The sequence below is a fragment of the Paenibacillus sp. FSL R7-0189 genome (assembly GCF_037969925.1).
GTDB classification, from domain to species: domain Bacteria; phylum Bacillota; class Bacilli; order Paenibacillales; family Paenibacillaceae; genus Paenibacillus_AQ; species Paenibacillus_AQ odorifer.
This window is the reverse complement of sequence record NZ_CP150223.1, coordinates 3107972-3121263: the sequence shown is the minus strand read 5'-3', so window position 1 is coordinate 3121263 and position 13292 is coordinate 3107972. Positions and strand designations below refer to the sequence as shown.

The window sequence follows — 13292 nt, the reverse complement described above, 5'->3', positions numbered from 1 at the left end:
TGCTAAAAGATGTTCTAAAACGCAAATTCGTTTCGGTATCCAGTTTTCAAGGATCAAGTTAAAAAAGTTATTCATTTAAAAATTTATGGTGGAGCCAAGCGGGATCGAACCGCTGACCTCCTGCTTGCAAGGCAGGCGCTCTCCCAGCTGAGCTATGGCCCCATAAAATTACTCTATAATGTTATATGGTGGGCCTTGGTGGACTCGAACCACCGACCTCACCCTTATCAGAGGTGCGCTCTAACCAACTGAGCTAAAAGCCCATATAACATATATAACATTGTGAATCAACCAATGAATTGGTTGTCCGCTTGGCAACGTCCTACTCTCCCAGGACCCTTCGGTCCAAGTACCATCGGCGCTGGAGGGCTTAACGGTCGTGTTCGGGATGGGTACGTGTGGAACCCCTCCGCTATCGCCACCAAACGCATGCGAAAGAGACTTGCTCTTTCAAAACTGAACACGAGTGAGTGTTCGAACCCGAAGGTCCTATTGTGGAAGCTAGCTTCCGATTTGAATGTCCTCATTGCAGAGAACGATTCTCCATAGAAAGGAGGTGATCCAGCCGCACCTTCCGATACGGCTACCTTGTTACGACTTCACCCCAATCATCTACCCCACCTTCGGCGGCTGGCTCCCTTGCGGGTTACCCCACCGACTTCGGGTGTTGTAAACTCTCGTGGTGTGACGGGCGGTGTGTACAAGACCCGGGAACGTATTCACCGCGGCATGCTGATCCGCGATTACTAGCAATTCCGACTTCATGCAGGCGAGTTGCAGCCTGCAATCCGAACTGAGACCGGCTTTGATGGGATTGGCTCCACCTCGCGGCTTCGCTTCCCGTTGTACCGGCCATTGTAGTACGTGTGTAGCCCAGGTCATAAGGGGCATGATGATTTGACGTCATCCCCACCTTCCTCCGGTTTGTCACCGGCAGTCACTCTAGAGTGCCCAGCATTACCTGCTGGCAACTAAAGTTAAGGGTTGCGCTCGTTGCGGGACTTAACCCAACATCTCACGACACGAGCTGACGACAACCATGCACCACCTGTCTCCTCTGTCCCGAAGGCCGCTGCTATCTCTAGCAGATTCAGAGGGATGTCAAGACCTGGTAAGGTTCTTCGCGTTGCTTCGAATTAAACCACATACTCCACTGCTTGTGCGGGTCCCCGTCAATTCCTTTGAGTTTCAGTCTTGCGACCGTACTCCCCAGGCGGAGTGCTTACTGTGTTAACTTCGGCACCAAGGGTATCGAAACCCCTAACACCTAGCACTCATCGTTTACGGCGTGGACTACCAGGGTATCTAATCCTGTTTGCTCCCCACGCTTTCGCGCCTCAGCGTCAGTTACAGCCCAGAAAGTCGCCTTCGCCACTGGTGTTCCTCCACATATCTACGCATTTCACCGCTACACGTGGAATTCCACTTTCCTCTTCTGTACTCAAGCCACCCAGTTTCCAGTGCGACCTCAGGTTGAGCCCAAGGTTTAAACACCAGACTTAAATAGCCGCCTGCGCGCGCTTTACGCCCAATAATTCCGGACAACGCTTGCCCCCTACGTATTACCGCGGCTGCTGGCACGTAGTTAGCCGGGGCTTTCTTCTCAGGTACCGTCACTCCGGTAGCAGTTACTCTACCGGACGTTCTTCCCTGGCAACAGAGCTTTACGATCCGAAAACCTTCATCACTCACGCGGCGTTGCTCCGTCAGGCTTTCGCCCATTGCGGAAGATTCCCTACTGCTGCCTCCCGTAGGAGTCTGGGCCGTGTCTCAGTCCCAGTGTGGCCGTTCACCCTCTCAGGTCGGCTACGCATCGTCGCCTTGGTGGGCCGTTACCCCACCAACTAGCTAATGCGCCGCAGGCCCATCCCTCAGTGACAGATTGCTCCGTCTTTCATTCTTCTCTCAGGAGAAAAAAGAAATTATCCGGTATTAGCTACCGTTTCCGGTAGTTATCCCAGTCTGAAGGGCAGGTTGCCTACGTGTTACTCACCCGTCCGCCGCTAAGTTACTTTGAAAGCAAGCTTTCAAAGTAACTCCGCTCGACTTGCATGTATTAGGCACGCCGCCAGCGTTCGTCCTGAGCCAGGATCAAACTCTCCAATTAGTATTGAAAAGAGCGATATGCTCATTTTGAAACATCTGACGAGAAAATTAATTCTCTAATTTCGGACCTCACTTGCGTGATTCCCTACTCACTCGTTGTTCAGTTTTCAAAGATCAATGTCTCTCATTTCGTCGTCGTTGTTTATCAGCGGCGACCTTTATAATATATCACAGTGTTAAGCTGTTTGGCAAGTCTTTTTTTTGAAAAATCTTTTTTTTCAATTTTTCTTGCCTTCCGCTTCCCTTTTACACAAGCAAAAGGAGCGCGAGATATAATTTATCATGAGCACTCCTTTTTAGTCAAGCTATTTTATTAAATAATCTGAAAACTTTATAAAACTGTAGCAATTCTCGTATATCTTCAGTGTTTATACTGAGAAGAACGTCCACCCCATGCATACTTGGAAAGCTCTTTCTGAGGAGCGAAGCGAGCATACATCCGGAATACAGTCTTATATCTATTAGCGATGGCGTGCCTGATATTTTGGTCCAAGCGCTGATCACTCAAATCTAACAGCATCTCATCTAGTTCTTTTCTCAAAACATAATCCAGTTCCTTGCATTCCTTTTCGTTAAACAACATTCCCAACATATGCTTGGCCTCCTTCATGAAGTTGCAATTAACACCTTCTCTAAACCCCCAAAACCTTTTTGCATAATCAGTAAGTACATCTCATGGAGAAAGCTGCCTTAAGATCCTCTTACACTAGATTAACCGGAGTCCTCTTTTTATAACCATAATTATTAAAAATTCCCTTTATGGTTTCGTGTCGATTATATACTCCTTACCTTTAGGCAATCCTTGGATGAACGCCCTTAATGTTATGCTCTATTCCCGGAAGTTTTATGATAAAAGTGAAAAAGTAATTGTACTTTCAATAATGGCTGCAACAAATAACAGGATTACAGTCCATATGGAAGCCGTAAGTGTTTGACGCATGAAAGCAGACCAGTCTGCGCTTCTCTCCTCTTTTCTATCTGTAGATCGAAATAAACTTGAAATCACTTTCCCGCCAAAATGCAGTCCAAAGGCACACGCGATAATGATTGCCGGAATCTCTATAATCCCGTGTGGCAGTAATCCTTTTACGATTAAATCGAACAAATCCTGTCCTTGCAGTGCGGATAAATGTATCAAGTAGCCAATTACCGCTCCGTTTATAAATAAGAATATAGCTGGCAATATGCCGAACAACGCTCCCAGGAAAATAATAACCACGCCCTTGATGGCGTTATTCAAAAATATAAATACAAAGAAGTTCCATTGCGGATTAGAGGTGTCTCTTAAGTTTCCGCTGATCTCACTTAGCCCTTCCAATTGCTGAACCAATAGTTTTTCCAGACTACTTGTGGCTACCCATCCAACAACCGCTCCTATTACGAAGAGCAGACAGGATAGCAGCAAAGCCTTGCGGATCGATTTAATATCTTTAACAAACGTGAAGAACGACAACATAAATACCTCCTGAAATTGTGATCTCTGTTTCTTAGGTCATAACCGTGCGGTACGAGCATACATTTAGAACAAACAAGCATTTCGCATGGGAGAGGAGCGCTGTCATTAATGAATTCTTTTTATGTATTCAGCGGCAAAAAGATCAAAAGGTTCATCTATATCTTCGCCGCTGTGCTTCTTGCTGCTGGAGTTGTCTATGTCGAGAGGGGTAATATCACCGTTTTTTCTGAGGCTGGACCTTCTGCCATTTACAGTGTGCCAACAGAGAAGAAGCTGATTGCCCTAACCTTCGATATTAGCTGGGGGGAAAAGAGACCCGAACCAATTTTGAAGGTACTTGAAGACAAGAAAGTGGACAAAGCCACCTTCTTCCTATCGTCACCATGGAGTAAGACTCACCCCGATATTGTAACAAGCATCAAAAACGCAGGATTCGAAATTGGCAGTCATGGCCATAAACACGTCAATTACAGCACTCTAAGTAACGAAGAGATTCGCACTCAGATCACAACGGCTCACACTGTGCTTACAGAATTAACCGGTAAAGAACCCAATCTAATTCGTATGCCTAATGGTGATTTTGACAAAAGAGTTCTGCAAGTGGCCAATGATCTTGGTTACAAAGTCATCCAGTGGGACACAGACTCTCTAGACTGGAAGAACATAGGTGTAGACAATATTGTGAAGCGTGTAACGACTAAAGCACATCCTGGTGATATCGTTCTACTGCATGCCAGCGATTCCTGCAAACAAACTCACGAAGCTCTTCCGCAAATTATCGATGAGCTCCGCAGACAAGGTTATGAATTCGTTACCGTCTCTGAGCTGATCAGCCAAAGCAACGCAGAGGGTAAAGAGGTTCGTGACTCGGCCTCACTAAATAGTGCCTTAGAGGATGCTGCTGGGCTGTAACGCTCCTCCCAATCTTAGGTACCGCAATAGATGTTGGTCTTATCCAAATATTAATGACGCGGGGAAATGAGCTCCGATATGTCGGGTGTGGGGGTATTCAGCTTCGGATAGCTCAGATCCAGACTCTCCAGTGTCTTTACAACGATGGATAAGGCCAAATAGTTGCGGTACCATTGATGATTGGCTGGTATCCAGTACCAGGGTGCTTTATCAATACTAGACTCCTTAAAAACATCTACATATGCCTCTTGGTAATCATCCCAAAACTCCCGCTCCTGTAGATCACTTGCGTCGAATTTCCAGTGTTTTTTGGGATCTTCAAGCCGTTCTTTGATTTTCTTAAGCTGCTTTTCTTTTGAAATATGCAGAAAAAGCTTGATAATTGTCGTTCCCTCTTCCACCAGCATCTCCTCAAACTGCCGTATGTAACGAAAGCGGCGCTTCAAGTCATCCTTTTTCAGTCCCCCATGTACCCGCGGTACCAATACATCTTCATAGTGTGAGCGGTTAAATGCAGAGATGTAGCCTTTAGGGGGGGTCTTTTGATGCACTCTCCATAAGAAATCGTGAGCTTCTTCCTCCAGAGAAGGTTTCTTGAAGCTGGTCACTATAAAGCCTTGTGGATTAATCCCTGAAAAAATATGTTTAACTGTTCCATCCTTACCGCTGGAATCCATCCCTTGCAGAATTACGAGTAGTGAGTGCTTTTTCTGTGCAAAAAGAATATCTTGAAGTTCTGCCAACCGTTCCTTTAACTGCTCTGTTTTGGCTTCTGCTTCTTTTTTTGATTTAAAGTTACCTGTATCGTCCGGGTCCAGCTTGTTAAGCTGGATTTCATTTGTGTCTTTTATCATATAGCGCTTGATGTCCATATATTCCCCTCCTGAAAGTTTTGTGAGCGATGCTACGCTTTGTATTACTACGTACAAAACTCGCTTCGGAAGCATCTACTTAGTTTTGTGAGCGTTGCTACACACAAAGAATCCGCTCTATTGTTCTTTAAGATTAACCTCCTCCAGCGGATTTTAATCGTTAGGATACATTCTAGAGCAAAAAACCCCGTCTTCTGAAGGCCAGAGCACGGGGTTCATGATTTGCTGAATTCGCCCCAGCCTTTATCCGGCTGCCGGCTTGAGAATACGGTGAAGCATCAAAATTTGGAATGCATTACAGGCGATGAGCGGAACAACAATAAACACTGTCGCACTATCAACACCTATACGGAGCACGCCGATAATTTCCACAATTGAAATAGCTGTCATAAAAAAGAGGGTGGGAATCCAAGCTGAGATGTTTGTACTTTTCACTTTGAAATAAGACACAATAATGGCAGCTAACAAAATAAAGATTCCTAATATTAGATCAGACAAGACACTTCTTTCCCCGCCAACGACGGTACGCAAAAAAATCAGTTCAAGCAATGCGAGCACAGAAAGAACCAGTTGTATGTATTTCCAAATTTTTGGTGGGAAAACACCATTGCCCATGTAATTCAAAATTAGATAAGCAAAAAAACCAAGTTGCGCATAAACACTGACAAGCATACCGTAGCCGAATAGTATCAACGGGTATAAAAAGAAATCAGCGACACTTTTGAAATCAATTCGACCGTTCACGAATTGCAGTGCCAGACCTGCGATTACTGCTCCACCCGCTCCTATTAGAAGGGTTGTCCAAAGTAAATAAAACCATTTTTTTATACTCAGCCACTTCACCTCCCCTATGTCAGATTTATTTTACCAAGGATACCGACAAAACACCATTACATCAGCAACATAAATGTGTGTTAATGCGGCATAATACAACTGGAGAATCCTAATAAAGGAGGGCAGCGCCAATGAAATGGAGATTTATCGGATCTGTGGGTTTGGCTTTAAGCTTTGTTATGGCCTTAACGGCTTGCGGAAGTGAGCAGAGCAGTTCTTCTTCTGGTCAGGGCAGTTATAAAGAAATGAAGACCATGGTTATTGATATATTAAAAAGTGAAGATGGGAAAAAAGCGGTTGAGGAATCATTATCAAATTCCAGTTCTGGAGGCACCAGCGGAATGAGTATGAAAATGATGCCACTTCAAACAACAGAGGATATAAAAACCGCTGTTAAAGATACCCTCACTGCACCGGAATATCAAAAGGAAATCGAGAAAATTATGACTGATCCCAAGTTCGCAGGCGATTTTGCTAAAGCCATTCAATCACAAAGCAAAGAATTGCACCTGCAACTAATTAAAGATCCCACATATCAAAAATCCGTCGAAGAAATCATGAAGTCTCCAGAAATGATGACCATGTTTCTTAATCTAACCAAAACACCTGACTACCGAAAGCAATCCATGAAGACCATCCAGGAATCTATGCAGACTCCATTATTCCGGATGGAGGTATTGAATTTACTTAAAAAGGTCGTTCAGGACGAGCTCGAACCAAAGGAACAGAAAAAGGGCGGCGAAAGCGGCGATAAACAGGAAGGCAGCGGCAGCGGTGGTGAAAGTGGCAGCGGTAGCGGCGATGATTCAAGCACATAACAAAAAAGAGGCCTTATCCCACCTAACAAAGTGGGACGGCCTCTTTTTATGCACAATAATTAGTGCTCATATTTCGCAATCAGCTTATCGGCGATATCAGCAAACAACAAGGCAGTTGGTGTGTCTTCCTTGTATACAGAAGGCGAGAAATCCGGTTCAGAAATATGGTTGTCCGGTGCGCCCAATGGAACTTGTGCAAGCAGCTCCGTATGGAGTGTCTCCGCAAGCCGCGCGCCTCCACCTCTGCCAAAAATATAATCTTTTTTACCGCAGTCTTTACACTCATAATAAGCCATGTTCTCAATGACTCCAATAATCTCATGTTCTGTCTGCAGAGCCATAGAGCCCGCTCTAGCCGCCACAAACGCTGCGGTAGCATGAGGGGTCGTAACAATAATCTCTTTGCTGTGAGGGAGCATCTGATGTACGTCAAGCGCCACATCACCTGTACCTGGAGGAAGATCAAGCAGCATATAATCAAGTTCTCCCCAGCCCACATCACCAAAGAATTGGCGCAGCATTTTGCCAAGCATAGGTCCCCGCCAAATTACCGGACTATTCTCACGGATAAAGAAGCCCATAGACATGACCTTCACTCCGAAACGTTCCACAGGAATAATGATTCCCTCTTCTACAACGGGGCCCTCTTCGATTCCCATCATATCAGGGATGCTAAACCCATAAATGTCCGCATCAATCAATCCAACCTTTTTACCTTTTCTAGCCAGAGCTACTGCCAAATTCACAGTAACCGTAGACTTTCCAACCCCGCCTTTACCACTGGCAATGGCGATAAAGTTAACACCAGAGTTCTCATTGATTAATTCATGATCGTCAAGGCCTGCTGCATGTCCCTTAAGTTTCCCCGGTTCATCAGCCAATGGCTCTTCCCCAGCACTCTCTCCGCGAAGCAGAGCACGTTCATAATCGGTTGCATCACGCAGCCGGATATGTACATTAGTGACTCCACCCGCTTCAAGCAACTCACGAACCTGTTGTTCTAGGTCCATGCGACTTTGCTCTTCAGGATCCAGACATACGATTGACAAAGAAATACGATCTTCTTTAATCATAATGTCACGGATCAGCTGTAGTTCCACAAGGCTTTTTCCGGTTTCCGGGTCTGTTAATGACTGCAGTATTTCCTGGATATGTTCCCTAGTCAGCATGGAAAGCACCTCTGTTTCCTTTCCGGAGGAGAATTCTTCCGGAGTTTTTGTCTATTATAGCATTACCCATCTCCTGATGAGTAGTCCCGGCTACTCGGAAGCATAACGAAGAATGCCACGATATATGCTAGTCGCTACCTTGCGTTGATAAACATCATCTCCGAGCAGAACTGATTCCTGAGGGTGCGACAAGAAACCGACCTCTACAAGGATCGCAGGTATTTTTAATGCTTTTAATAGATAAACAGTATTTACAGTCTTAGCTACACGATCAGTATTTTCCAGGGTAGTCTTCAGCTCACTCTGTACAAACTCTGCTATAGCTTTATTATCCTTGTGATTGGGATAGTAAAAGGTCTGCGCCCCGCTCCACCGGTTCGAAGGCACACTGTTCATATGAACGCTTATAAAAAGATCTGCGCCCTTCTCTTCAATGCTTCTTACTCTTTGCTTAAGATCTTCAGTCTTGCGCTTAGAATAGCCCTTAGTGCCCTCCTGAGCCAAATCATAATCCCCTTCACGGGTCATCACAACAATAGCCCCTGCCTGTTGCAGGTAATCACGTAAATAAAGAGAGACCGCAAGATTAATGTCTTTCTCAATTAGCCCTTCCCGGCTAACTGCCCCTCCATCTGCTCCCCCATGTCCAGCGTCGATAGCGATCACTTTACCAGACAAAGGAAGACTCCAATAATTTAACGTTTTGGCAGTAGGCATGTCATACGCTATAATGCCGATCATTATAGCCAGCAGTGTCGCGCCCAGCATACATTTTTTGATACTGCTCCATGAGATCCAGACCGAGACTTTACTGTGTTTTCGGCCAGACATAACAAAGACCCCCTCGTCCCGATAGATAATACTCATCTATATGGGACAAGAAGGCCAAATAGTACTAGCTAACGATGATTAAGCTGTTACTTCTTGAGTCATGCCTTCAATTAGAATCTGCGCAACCTCAGGTCGCGTAAATTCAGGAGGTGGACATTGACCCTCCCGAAGCAAAGCCCGTACCTTTGTACCCGACAAAGTCATATGATCATCGCCAGGATGCGGGCAGGTTTTACTGGAAGCCATATTTCCGCATTTTTTACAGAAGAAGCTGTGTTCAAAAAATAATGGAGTAATATCAAGTTCCTCAGCGGTAAAATTCGCGAAAATTTCTTGTGCTTCATAAGTTCCGTAGTAATCACCTACACCCGCATGGTCACGTCCGACAATAAAATGGGTGCAGCCGTAATTTTTGCGAACCATAGCATGAAAAATCGCTTCTCTCGGACCTGCATAACGCATGGCTGCCGGGAAAACACCTAGAAAGGTACGATCCTCAGGATAATAATTCTCCAAAAGCGCCAGGTAGCTCTTCATTCGTACATTTGCCGGTACATCATCAGACTTCGTCTCACCCACAAGCGGGTTTAAGAACAGAGCGTCTACAACCTCCATAGCGCACTTCTGAATATATTCATGTGCACGATGAACTGGGTTACGCGTCTGGAAGCCTACAACTGTTCTCCAGCCTTTGTCTGCAAATATCTTACGTGTAGCTGAAGGGTCAAAATAAAATTCTCCGAACTTTTCTGGCTGTGGTCTATTCAGCACTGTAATTGGTCCTCCTACATAGGTAGCCGGGCGGGCCAAGAGCTTACTTACTCCTGGATGTTCAGGGTCTGTTGTTTTGAATACATTTTGCGCTTCAAGGTTTTGATCAACCGTATAAATACTCTCAATATCCAATAAACCGTAGATCTCGCCATCCTCTTCACCGATTAGAGATACTTTGTCTCCAATAGCTAAACCAGAGACCACATCCTCTTCTACAGCAAGTGTTATTGGAATGCTCCACACTGTGCCATCTTCTAAACGCATGTTTTTGACTACGGAGTGATAATCTTGTTCATTCAAAAATCCAGTTAGTGGAGAAAATGCACCTACCGCTATTAGATCCAAATCAGATAAAGTCCAGGTGTTCACGGCAATCGCCTTATATTCACGTGCAAGCTGCAGCAATTCTTCTCTTTCTGTACCCTCTACTACACGGTTAACTAATGTTCCGCCATGCGGACGTATTGAAGTCATTATCGTCTCTCCTTCTGGGTTCTCACGGGGATAGGTCTTACTTGTGTAATCCGCACTCAGTCTTCTCTGATCCAGCCCAACGTCCAGCACGCGGATCTTCACCAGGCATAACCTGACGTGTACATTGCTCACAGCCGATACTTGGATAGTTACGGTCATGTAGAGGGTTATAAATTACATCATTTTCACGAATATAGTTCCATACATCCTCAGTTGTCCAATCCGCAATTGGATTAAACTTAACCAAACCAAATTTATAATCATACTCAACCTTTTTGGCATTAGCACGGGTAGGCGCTTGGTCACGACGAATGCCTGTAATCCAAGCTTCATATTGAGATAGGATACGAGTCAGCGGCTCTACTTTACGAATCCCACAACATTGGTTAGGATCTACTGTCCATAACGCATCACCGTGTTGAAGTGCTTGCTCCTGCGGAGTGATTTGTGGAGACACTCGTACGAACTCCAGCCCGTATTTATCCGCCATCAAATCTCTGGTCTCATAGGTTTCCTTAAAATGATAATCTGTATCGAGATAAAAGACGTCTGTAGACGGACTAACTTTGTGAAGCATATCAACTAGCACTACATCTTCGGCACCAAAGCTGCAGGCAAAAGTAATGTTAGGAAATGTTTCTACAGCCCAGCGGATAATTTCCTCGGGTGAAGCAGTTTCTAATTCTTCGGCCTTAACTTTGATTAAATCCTCTTTCTCGAGCAGGTTCATTAAGGTATTCCTCCATCCAAAATATTAATCGTATGAATAAATGAGGTAAAAGAAGTAATAAAACCAACTAATTCTATATGAAATAGTATATAACTTTTACTGAGGAAGTCAATGCGTTTCAACCGTTAGAATTAGTAAATAGATGCAAAAAAAGCCCATTTCTTGTGGAAAGGGGCAATAAAAAATAAAACCCTCGGCCATAAGGCCAAGGGTTGAATTCTGTAGATATTAACGTTTCGAGAACTGAGGCGCACGGCGTGCAGCCTTCAAGCCGTATTTCTTACGTTCCTTCATACGTGGGTCACGAGTCAGGAAGCCGGCTTTCTTCAATGCACCGCGATATTCAGGGTCAACTTTAAGCAATGCACGGGAGATACCGTGACGAATTGCTCCAGCTTGACCGGAAATGCCGCCACCATGTGCAAGAACGATTACATCGTAGTTGCCCAGTGTTTCAGTCAGGTTCAAAGGTTGTTTTACGATCATTTTCAGTGTTTCCACACCGAAATATTCGTCCATCTCACGTTTGTTAATGACAATGCGTCCTTCACCCGGTACAAGGCGAACACGTGCTACCGAATGTTTACGACGACCTGTCCCATAGTATTGTACTTGTGCCATGAAACTGTCCTCCTCTATTCTTATCCGCGAAGTTCGTAAACTTCAGGTTTTTGTGCTGCATGTGGATGCTCGGCGCCTGCATATACTTTCAATCTCAGCTTCATGTGGTCCCCTTGACGAGTCTTAGGAATCATACCATGAACCGCGAATTCAATTACGCGTTCTGGTTTAGTGTTCAGCAGAGTTTCAGCATTAGTAACTTTCAAACCACCTGGGTGCATCGAGTGACGGTAGTATTTTTTGTTTTGCAATTTCTTACCGGTCAAGTGAATTTTCTCAGCGTTGATTACGATAACGAAATCTCCTGTATCAACGTGTGGAGTGAATTGCGGTTTGTGTTTGCCACGGATCAAAGCAGCGGCTTCGCTGGCCAAACGACCGAGTGTTTTGCCTTCGGCATCAATAATGTGCCAATTGCGTTCAACTTCGTTCGGCTTCGCCATATAGGTGGTACGCATGAATGTTTCCTCCTTGTTCTCGTACGAAAATCTTCTGTTTCGTATATCTTGTTTCTCATTGAATTACGATTATGTGAGTTAAGCAAAGCATTTTTTTGGCATTTTCCTGATCGGGGCTGTGGGATAGCCATCAAGAAAACACAACTTTTATATTACAGTATAAACATAACAAGTGCAAGTGATTTTTAAACATTTAGCCTATTAATTAGGAAGAAATTTATAGAAAAAACTATTCACTTTCAATCTCGTCATATTCAACACTCCACAAAGCTAACCCCATGGCCACAGCTGTTGGACCAGCATGTGATCGATCACATGCTGCCAATATTTCAGCAACCTTATCAGCAGGTATTTTACCTTCCCCCACATGGATCAAAGTCCCCATAATAATGCGAACCATGTGCTGAAGAAATCCACTACCCGTTATATAAGTATGGATAACTCCTTGATCTGATGAAGAGGGTCGGCACATACTGCGATCTACTTCCATATGAGCTTCAAAGATCGTTCGTACATGAGAAGTCTTCGTAGACCGTCGTGATGCAAACGAAGTGAAGTCATGTGTCCCTATAATTTGCGTTAAGCCTTGCTGCATCGCAGGAATATCCAACTTCACTGGATGGTGAAGCTGCCAGCGCCGTTGAAACGGATCTGGAAACCTGTTGCCATTAATCGTGTATCGGTAAGTTTTACGCTTAGCCCCTCTACGAGAGTGAAACGTTAGCGGAACTTCCCTAGCCTCTGTAACCACGATGTCTTGTGGCAGCCGGGCATTAAGCGCTAGACACCAACGTTCAGTTGGGATTCGAGAGGAGGTTGTAAAGTTAAAAGGCTGGCCATAGGCATGTACTCCGGCATCTGTACGGCCTGAAGCAGTAATCTTAAGCTTCTCACCTGTCAGATGTAGTATGGCTTGCTCCAGCCGATCCTGAATCGTATTGCCCTGAGGCTGGGTCTGAAAGCCATCATAATTCGTTCCGTCATAATTGACCTTCATCAATAGATTACGCATTCCGTTCTCCTTTTTAAACCGGTCAGCAGAACGTCGATCGAAGCACTGTCTGATCTTCTATTTGAAGAAATGGCTTCGCCGTCCCTGGAAGGACGGCATCCATTTTTCATATATAGAACTACAAGTCCTATAGGATCCTTAATTTCAAAAAAAAGAGCCCCTGCGGGAGCTCCTTCAATTGAACCAAGGTGATTCCCACGGTTATTAGTACAGCAGAGTCTTGCG

Annotated in this window: 13 protein-coding genes, 2 tRNA genes and 2 rRNA genes; 2 read left to right on the top strand and 15 right to left on the bottom strand. The window is 44.8% G+C overall.

Features of this window, described 5'->3' with window-relative positions; genetic code table 11:
• Window positions 1-86: 86 nt before the first annotated feature.
• The 6 genes from MKY63_RS13515 to MKY63_RS13490 all read right to left on the bottom strand — a co-directional run bounded on the left by MKY63_RS13515 (window position 87) and on the right by MKY63_RS13490 (window position 3562).
• A tRNA-Ala gene (locus MKY63_RS13515) sits at window positions 87-162 on the bottom strand.
• Window positions 163-186: 24 nt separating this feature from the next.
• Window positions 187-263: transfer RNA gene (locus MKY63_RS13510), tRNA-Ile, on the bottom strand.
• Between the two features lie 46 nt (window positions 264-309).
• A 5S ribosomal RNA gene (gene rrf / locus MKY63_RS13505) occupies window positions 310-426 on the bottom strand.
• 123 nt (window positions 427-549) lie between these two features.
• Window positions 550-2107 (bottom strand): 16S ribosomal RNA (locus MKY63_RS13500).
• 360 nt (window positions 2108-2467) lie between these two features.
• Entirely contained in the window at window positions 2468-2698 is a 231-nt protein-coding gene (locus MKY63_RS13495) for a hypothetical protein (protein WP_036680631.1), read from the bottom strand.
• A 252-nt stretch (window positions 2699-2950) separates the two neighbouring features.
• Window positions 2951-3562, bottom strand: coding sequence for a stage II sporulation protein M (locus MKY63_RS13490; protein ID WP_036680630.1), 612 nt, complete (start codon window positions 3560-3562; stop codon window positions 2951-2953).
• A gap of 108 nt (window positions 3563-3670) precedes the next feature.
• Between MKY63_RS13490 and pdaB the strand changes: the two genes are divergently transcribed.
• Complete coding sequence (gene pdaB, locus MKY63_RS13485) at window positions 3671-4474, top strand: polysaccharide deacetylase family sporulation protein PdaB (protein WP_036680629.1); 804 nt, start codon at window positions 3671-3673, stop codon at window positions 4472-4474.
• 50 nt (window positions 4475-4524) lie between these two features.
• Here the strand turns inward: pdaB and MKY63_RS13480 are convergent, their stop codons facing one another.
• Together MKY63_RS13480 and MKY63_RS13475 are read right to left on the bottom strand one after the other, a co-directional pair.
• Window positions 4525-5346: a PPK2 family polyphosphate kinase gene (locus MKY63_RS13480; protein WP_052097348.1), complete on the bottom strand. Its 822-nt coding sequence runs from the start codon at window positions 5344-5346 to the stop codon at window positions 4525-4527.
• Between the two features lie 243 nt (window positions 5347-5589).
• A complete protein-coding gene (locus tag MKY63_RS13475; RefSeq protein WP_076317121.1) occupies window positions 5590-6180 on the bottom strand; it encodes a KinB-signaling pathway activation protein in 591 nt (196 codons plus the stop codon).
• A 131-nt stretch (window positions 6181-6311) separates the two neighbouring features.
• Between MKY63_RS13475 and gerD the strand changes: the two genes are divergently transcribed.
• Complete coding sequence (gerD, locus tag MKY63_RS13470; RefSeq protein ID WP_036680627.1) at window positions 6312-6998, top strand: spore germination lipoprotein GerD; 687 nt, start codon at window positions 6312-6314, stop codon at window positions 6996-6998.
• 59 nt (window positions 6999-7057) lie between these two features.
• Here gerD and MKY63_RS13465 read toward each other — a convergent pair whose 3' ends face one another.
• From MKY63_RS13465 to truA, 7 genes are all read right to left on the bottom strand, one after another.
• Window positions 7058-8167: an Mrp/NBP35 family ATP-binding protein gene (locus MKY63_RS13465; RefSeq protein ID WP_076317120.1), complete on the bottom strand. Its 1110-nt coding sequence runs from the start codon at window positions 8165-8167 to the stop codon at window positions 7058-7060.
• A 90-nt stretch (window positions 8168-8257) separates the two neighbouring features.
• Window positions 8258-8998 carry an N-acetylmuramoyl-L-alanine amidase CwlD gene (cwlD, locus tag MKY63_RS13460; RefSeq protein WP_038573445.1) on the bottom strand — a complete coding sequence of 247 codons (741 nt, stop codon included), beginning with the start codon at window positions 8996-8998 and terminating at the stop codon, window positions 8258-8260.
• Between the two features lie 78 nt (window positions 8999-9076).
• Window positions 9077-10246 (bottom strand): sulfate adenylyltransferase, encoded by a 1170-nt coding sequence (gene sat, locus MKY63_RS13455; protein ID WP_076215367.1) that lies wholly within the window; start codon window positions 10244-10246, stop codon window positions 9077-9079.
• A gap of 37 nt (window positions 10247-10283) precedes the next feature.
• Window positions 10284-10976 (bottom strand): phosphoadenylyl-sulfate reductase, encoded by a 693-nt coding sequence (locus MKY63_RS13450; RefSeq protein WP_036680616.1) that lies wholly within the window; start codon window positions 10974-10976, stop codon window positions 10284-10286.
• A gap of 228 nt (window positions 10977-11204) precedes the next feature.
• Window positions 11205-11597 (bottom strand): 30S ribosomal protein S9, encoded by a 393-nt coding sequence (rpsI, locus tag MKY63_RS13445; protein ID WP_025706574.1) that lies wholly within the window; start codon window positions 11595-11597, stop codon window positions 11205-11207.
• 20 nt (window positions 11598-11617) lie between these two features.
• Complete coding sequence (gene rplM, locus MKY63_RS13440) at window positions 11618-12055, bottom strand: 50S ribosomal protein L13 (RefSeq protein WP_036680589.1); 438 nt, start codon at window positions 12053-12055, stop codon at window positions 11618-11620.
• 229 nt (window positions 12056-12284) lie between these two features.
• The gene (truA, locus tag MKY63_RS13435) at window positions 12285-13067 is read right to left on the bottom strand and encodes a tRNA pseudouridine(38-40) synthase TruA (protein ID WP_036680587.1); all 783 of its coding nucleotides are present in this window, start codon (window positions 13065-13067) and stop codon (window positions 12285-12287) included.
• Between the last annotated feature and the right edge of the window lie 225 nt (window positions 13068-13292).

What these genes read in the sequence shown, in the direction of transcription:
- MKY63_RS13495 (WP_036680631.1), bottom strand. Translation starts at nt 2,698, where the DNA reads ATGTTGGGAATGTTGTTTAACGAAAAGGAATGCAAGGAACTGGATTAT.
- MKY63_RS13490 (WP_036680630.1), bottom strand. Translation starts at nt 3,562, where the DNA reads ATGTTGTCGTTCTTCACGTTTGTTAAAGATATTAAATCGATCCGCAAG.
- pdaB (WP_036680629.1), top strand. Translation starts at nt 3,671, where the DNA reads ATGAATTCTTTTTATGTATTCAGCGGCAAAAAGATCAAAAGGTTCATC.
- MKY63_RS13480 (WP_052097348.1), bottom strand. Translation starts at nt 5,346, where the DNA reads ATGGACATCAAGCGCTATATGATAAAAGACACAAATGAAATCCAGCTT.
- gerD (WP_036680627.1), top strand. Translation starts at nt 6,312, where the DNA reads ATGAAATGGAGATTTATCGGATCTGTGGGTTTGGCTTTAAGCTTTGTT.
- MKY63_RS13465 (WP_076317120.1), bottom strand. Translation starts at nt 8,167, where the DNA reads ATGCTGACTAGGGAACATATCCAGGAAATACTGCAGTCATTAACAGAC.
- cwlD (WP_038573445.1), bottom strand. Translation starts at nt 8,998, where the DNA reads ATGTCTGGCCGAAAACACAGTAAAGTCTCGGTCTGGATCTCATGGAGC.
- sat (WP_076215367.1), bottom strand. Translation starts at nt 10,246, where the DNA reads ATGACTTCAATACGTCCGCATGGCGGAACATTAGTTAACCGTGTAGTA.
- MKY63_RS13450 (WP_036680616.1), bottom strand. Translation starts at nt 10,976, where the DNA reads ATGAACCTGCTCGAGAAAGAGGATTTAATCAAAGTTAAGGCCGAAGAA.
- rpsI (WP_025706574.1), bottom strand. Translation starts at nt 11,597, where the DNA reads ATGGCACAAGTACAATACTATGGGACAGGTCGTCGTAAACATTCGGTA.
- rplM (WP_036680589.1), bottom strand. Translation starts at nt 12,055, where the DNA reads ATGCGTACCACCTATATGGCGAAGCCGAACGAAGTTGAACGCAATTGG.
- truA (WP_036680587.1), bottom strand. Translation starts at nt 13,067, where the DNA reads ATGCGTAATCTATTGATGAAGGTCAATTATGACGGAACGAATTATGAT.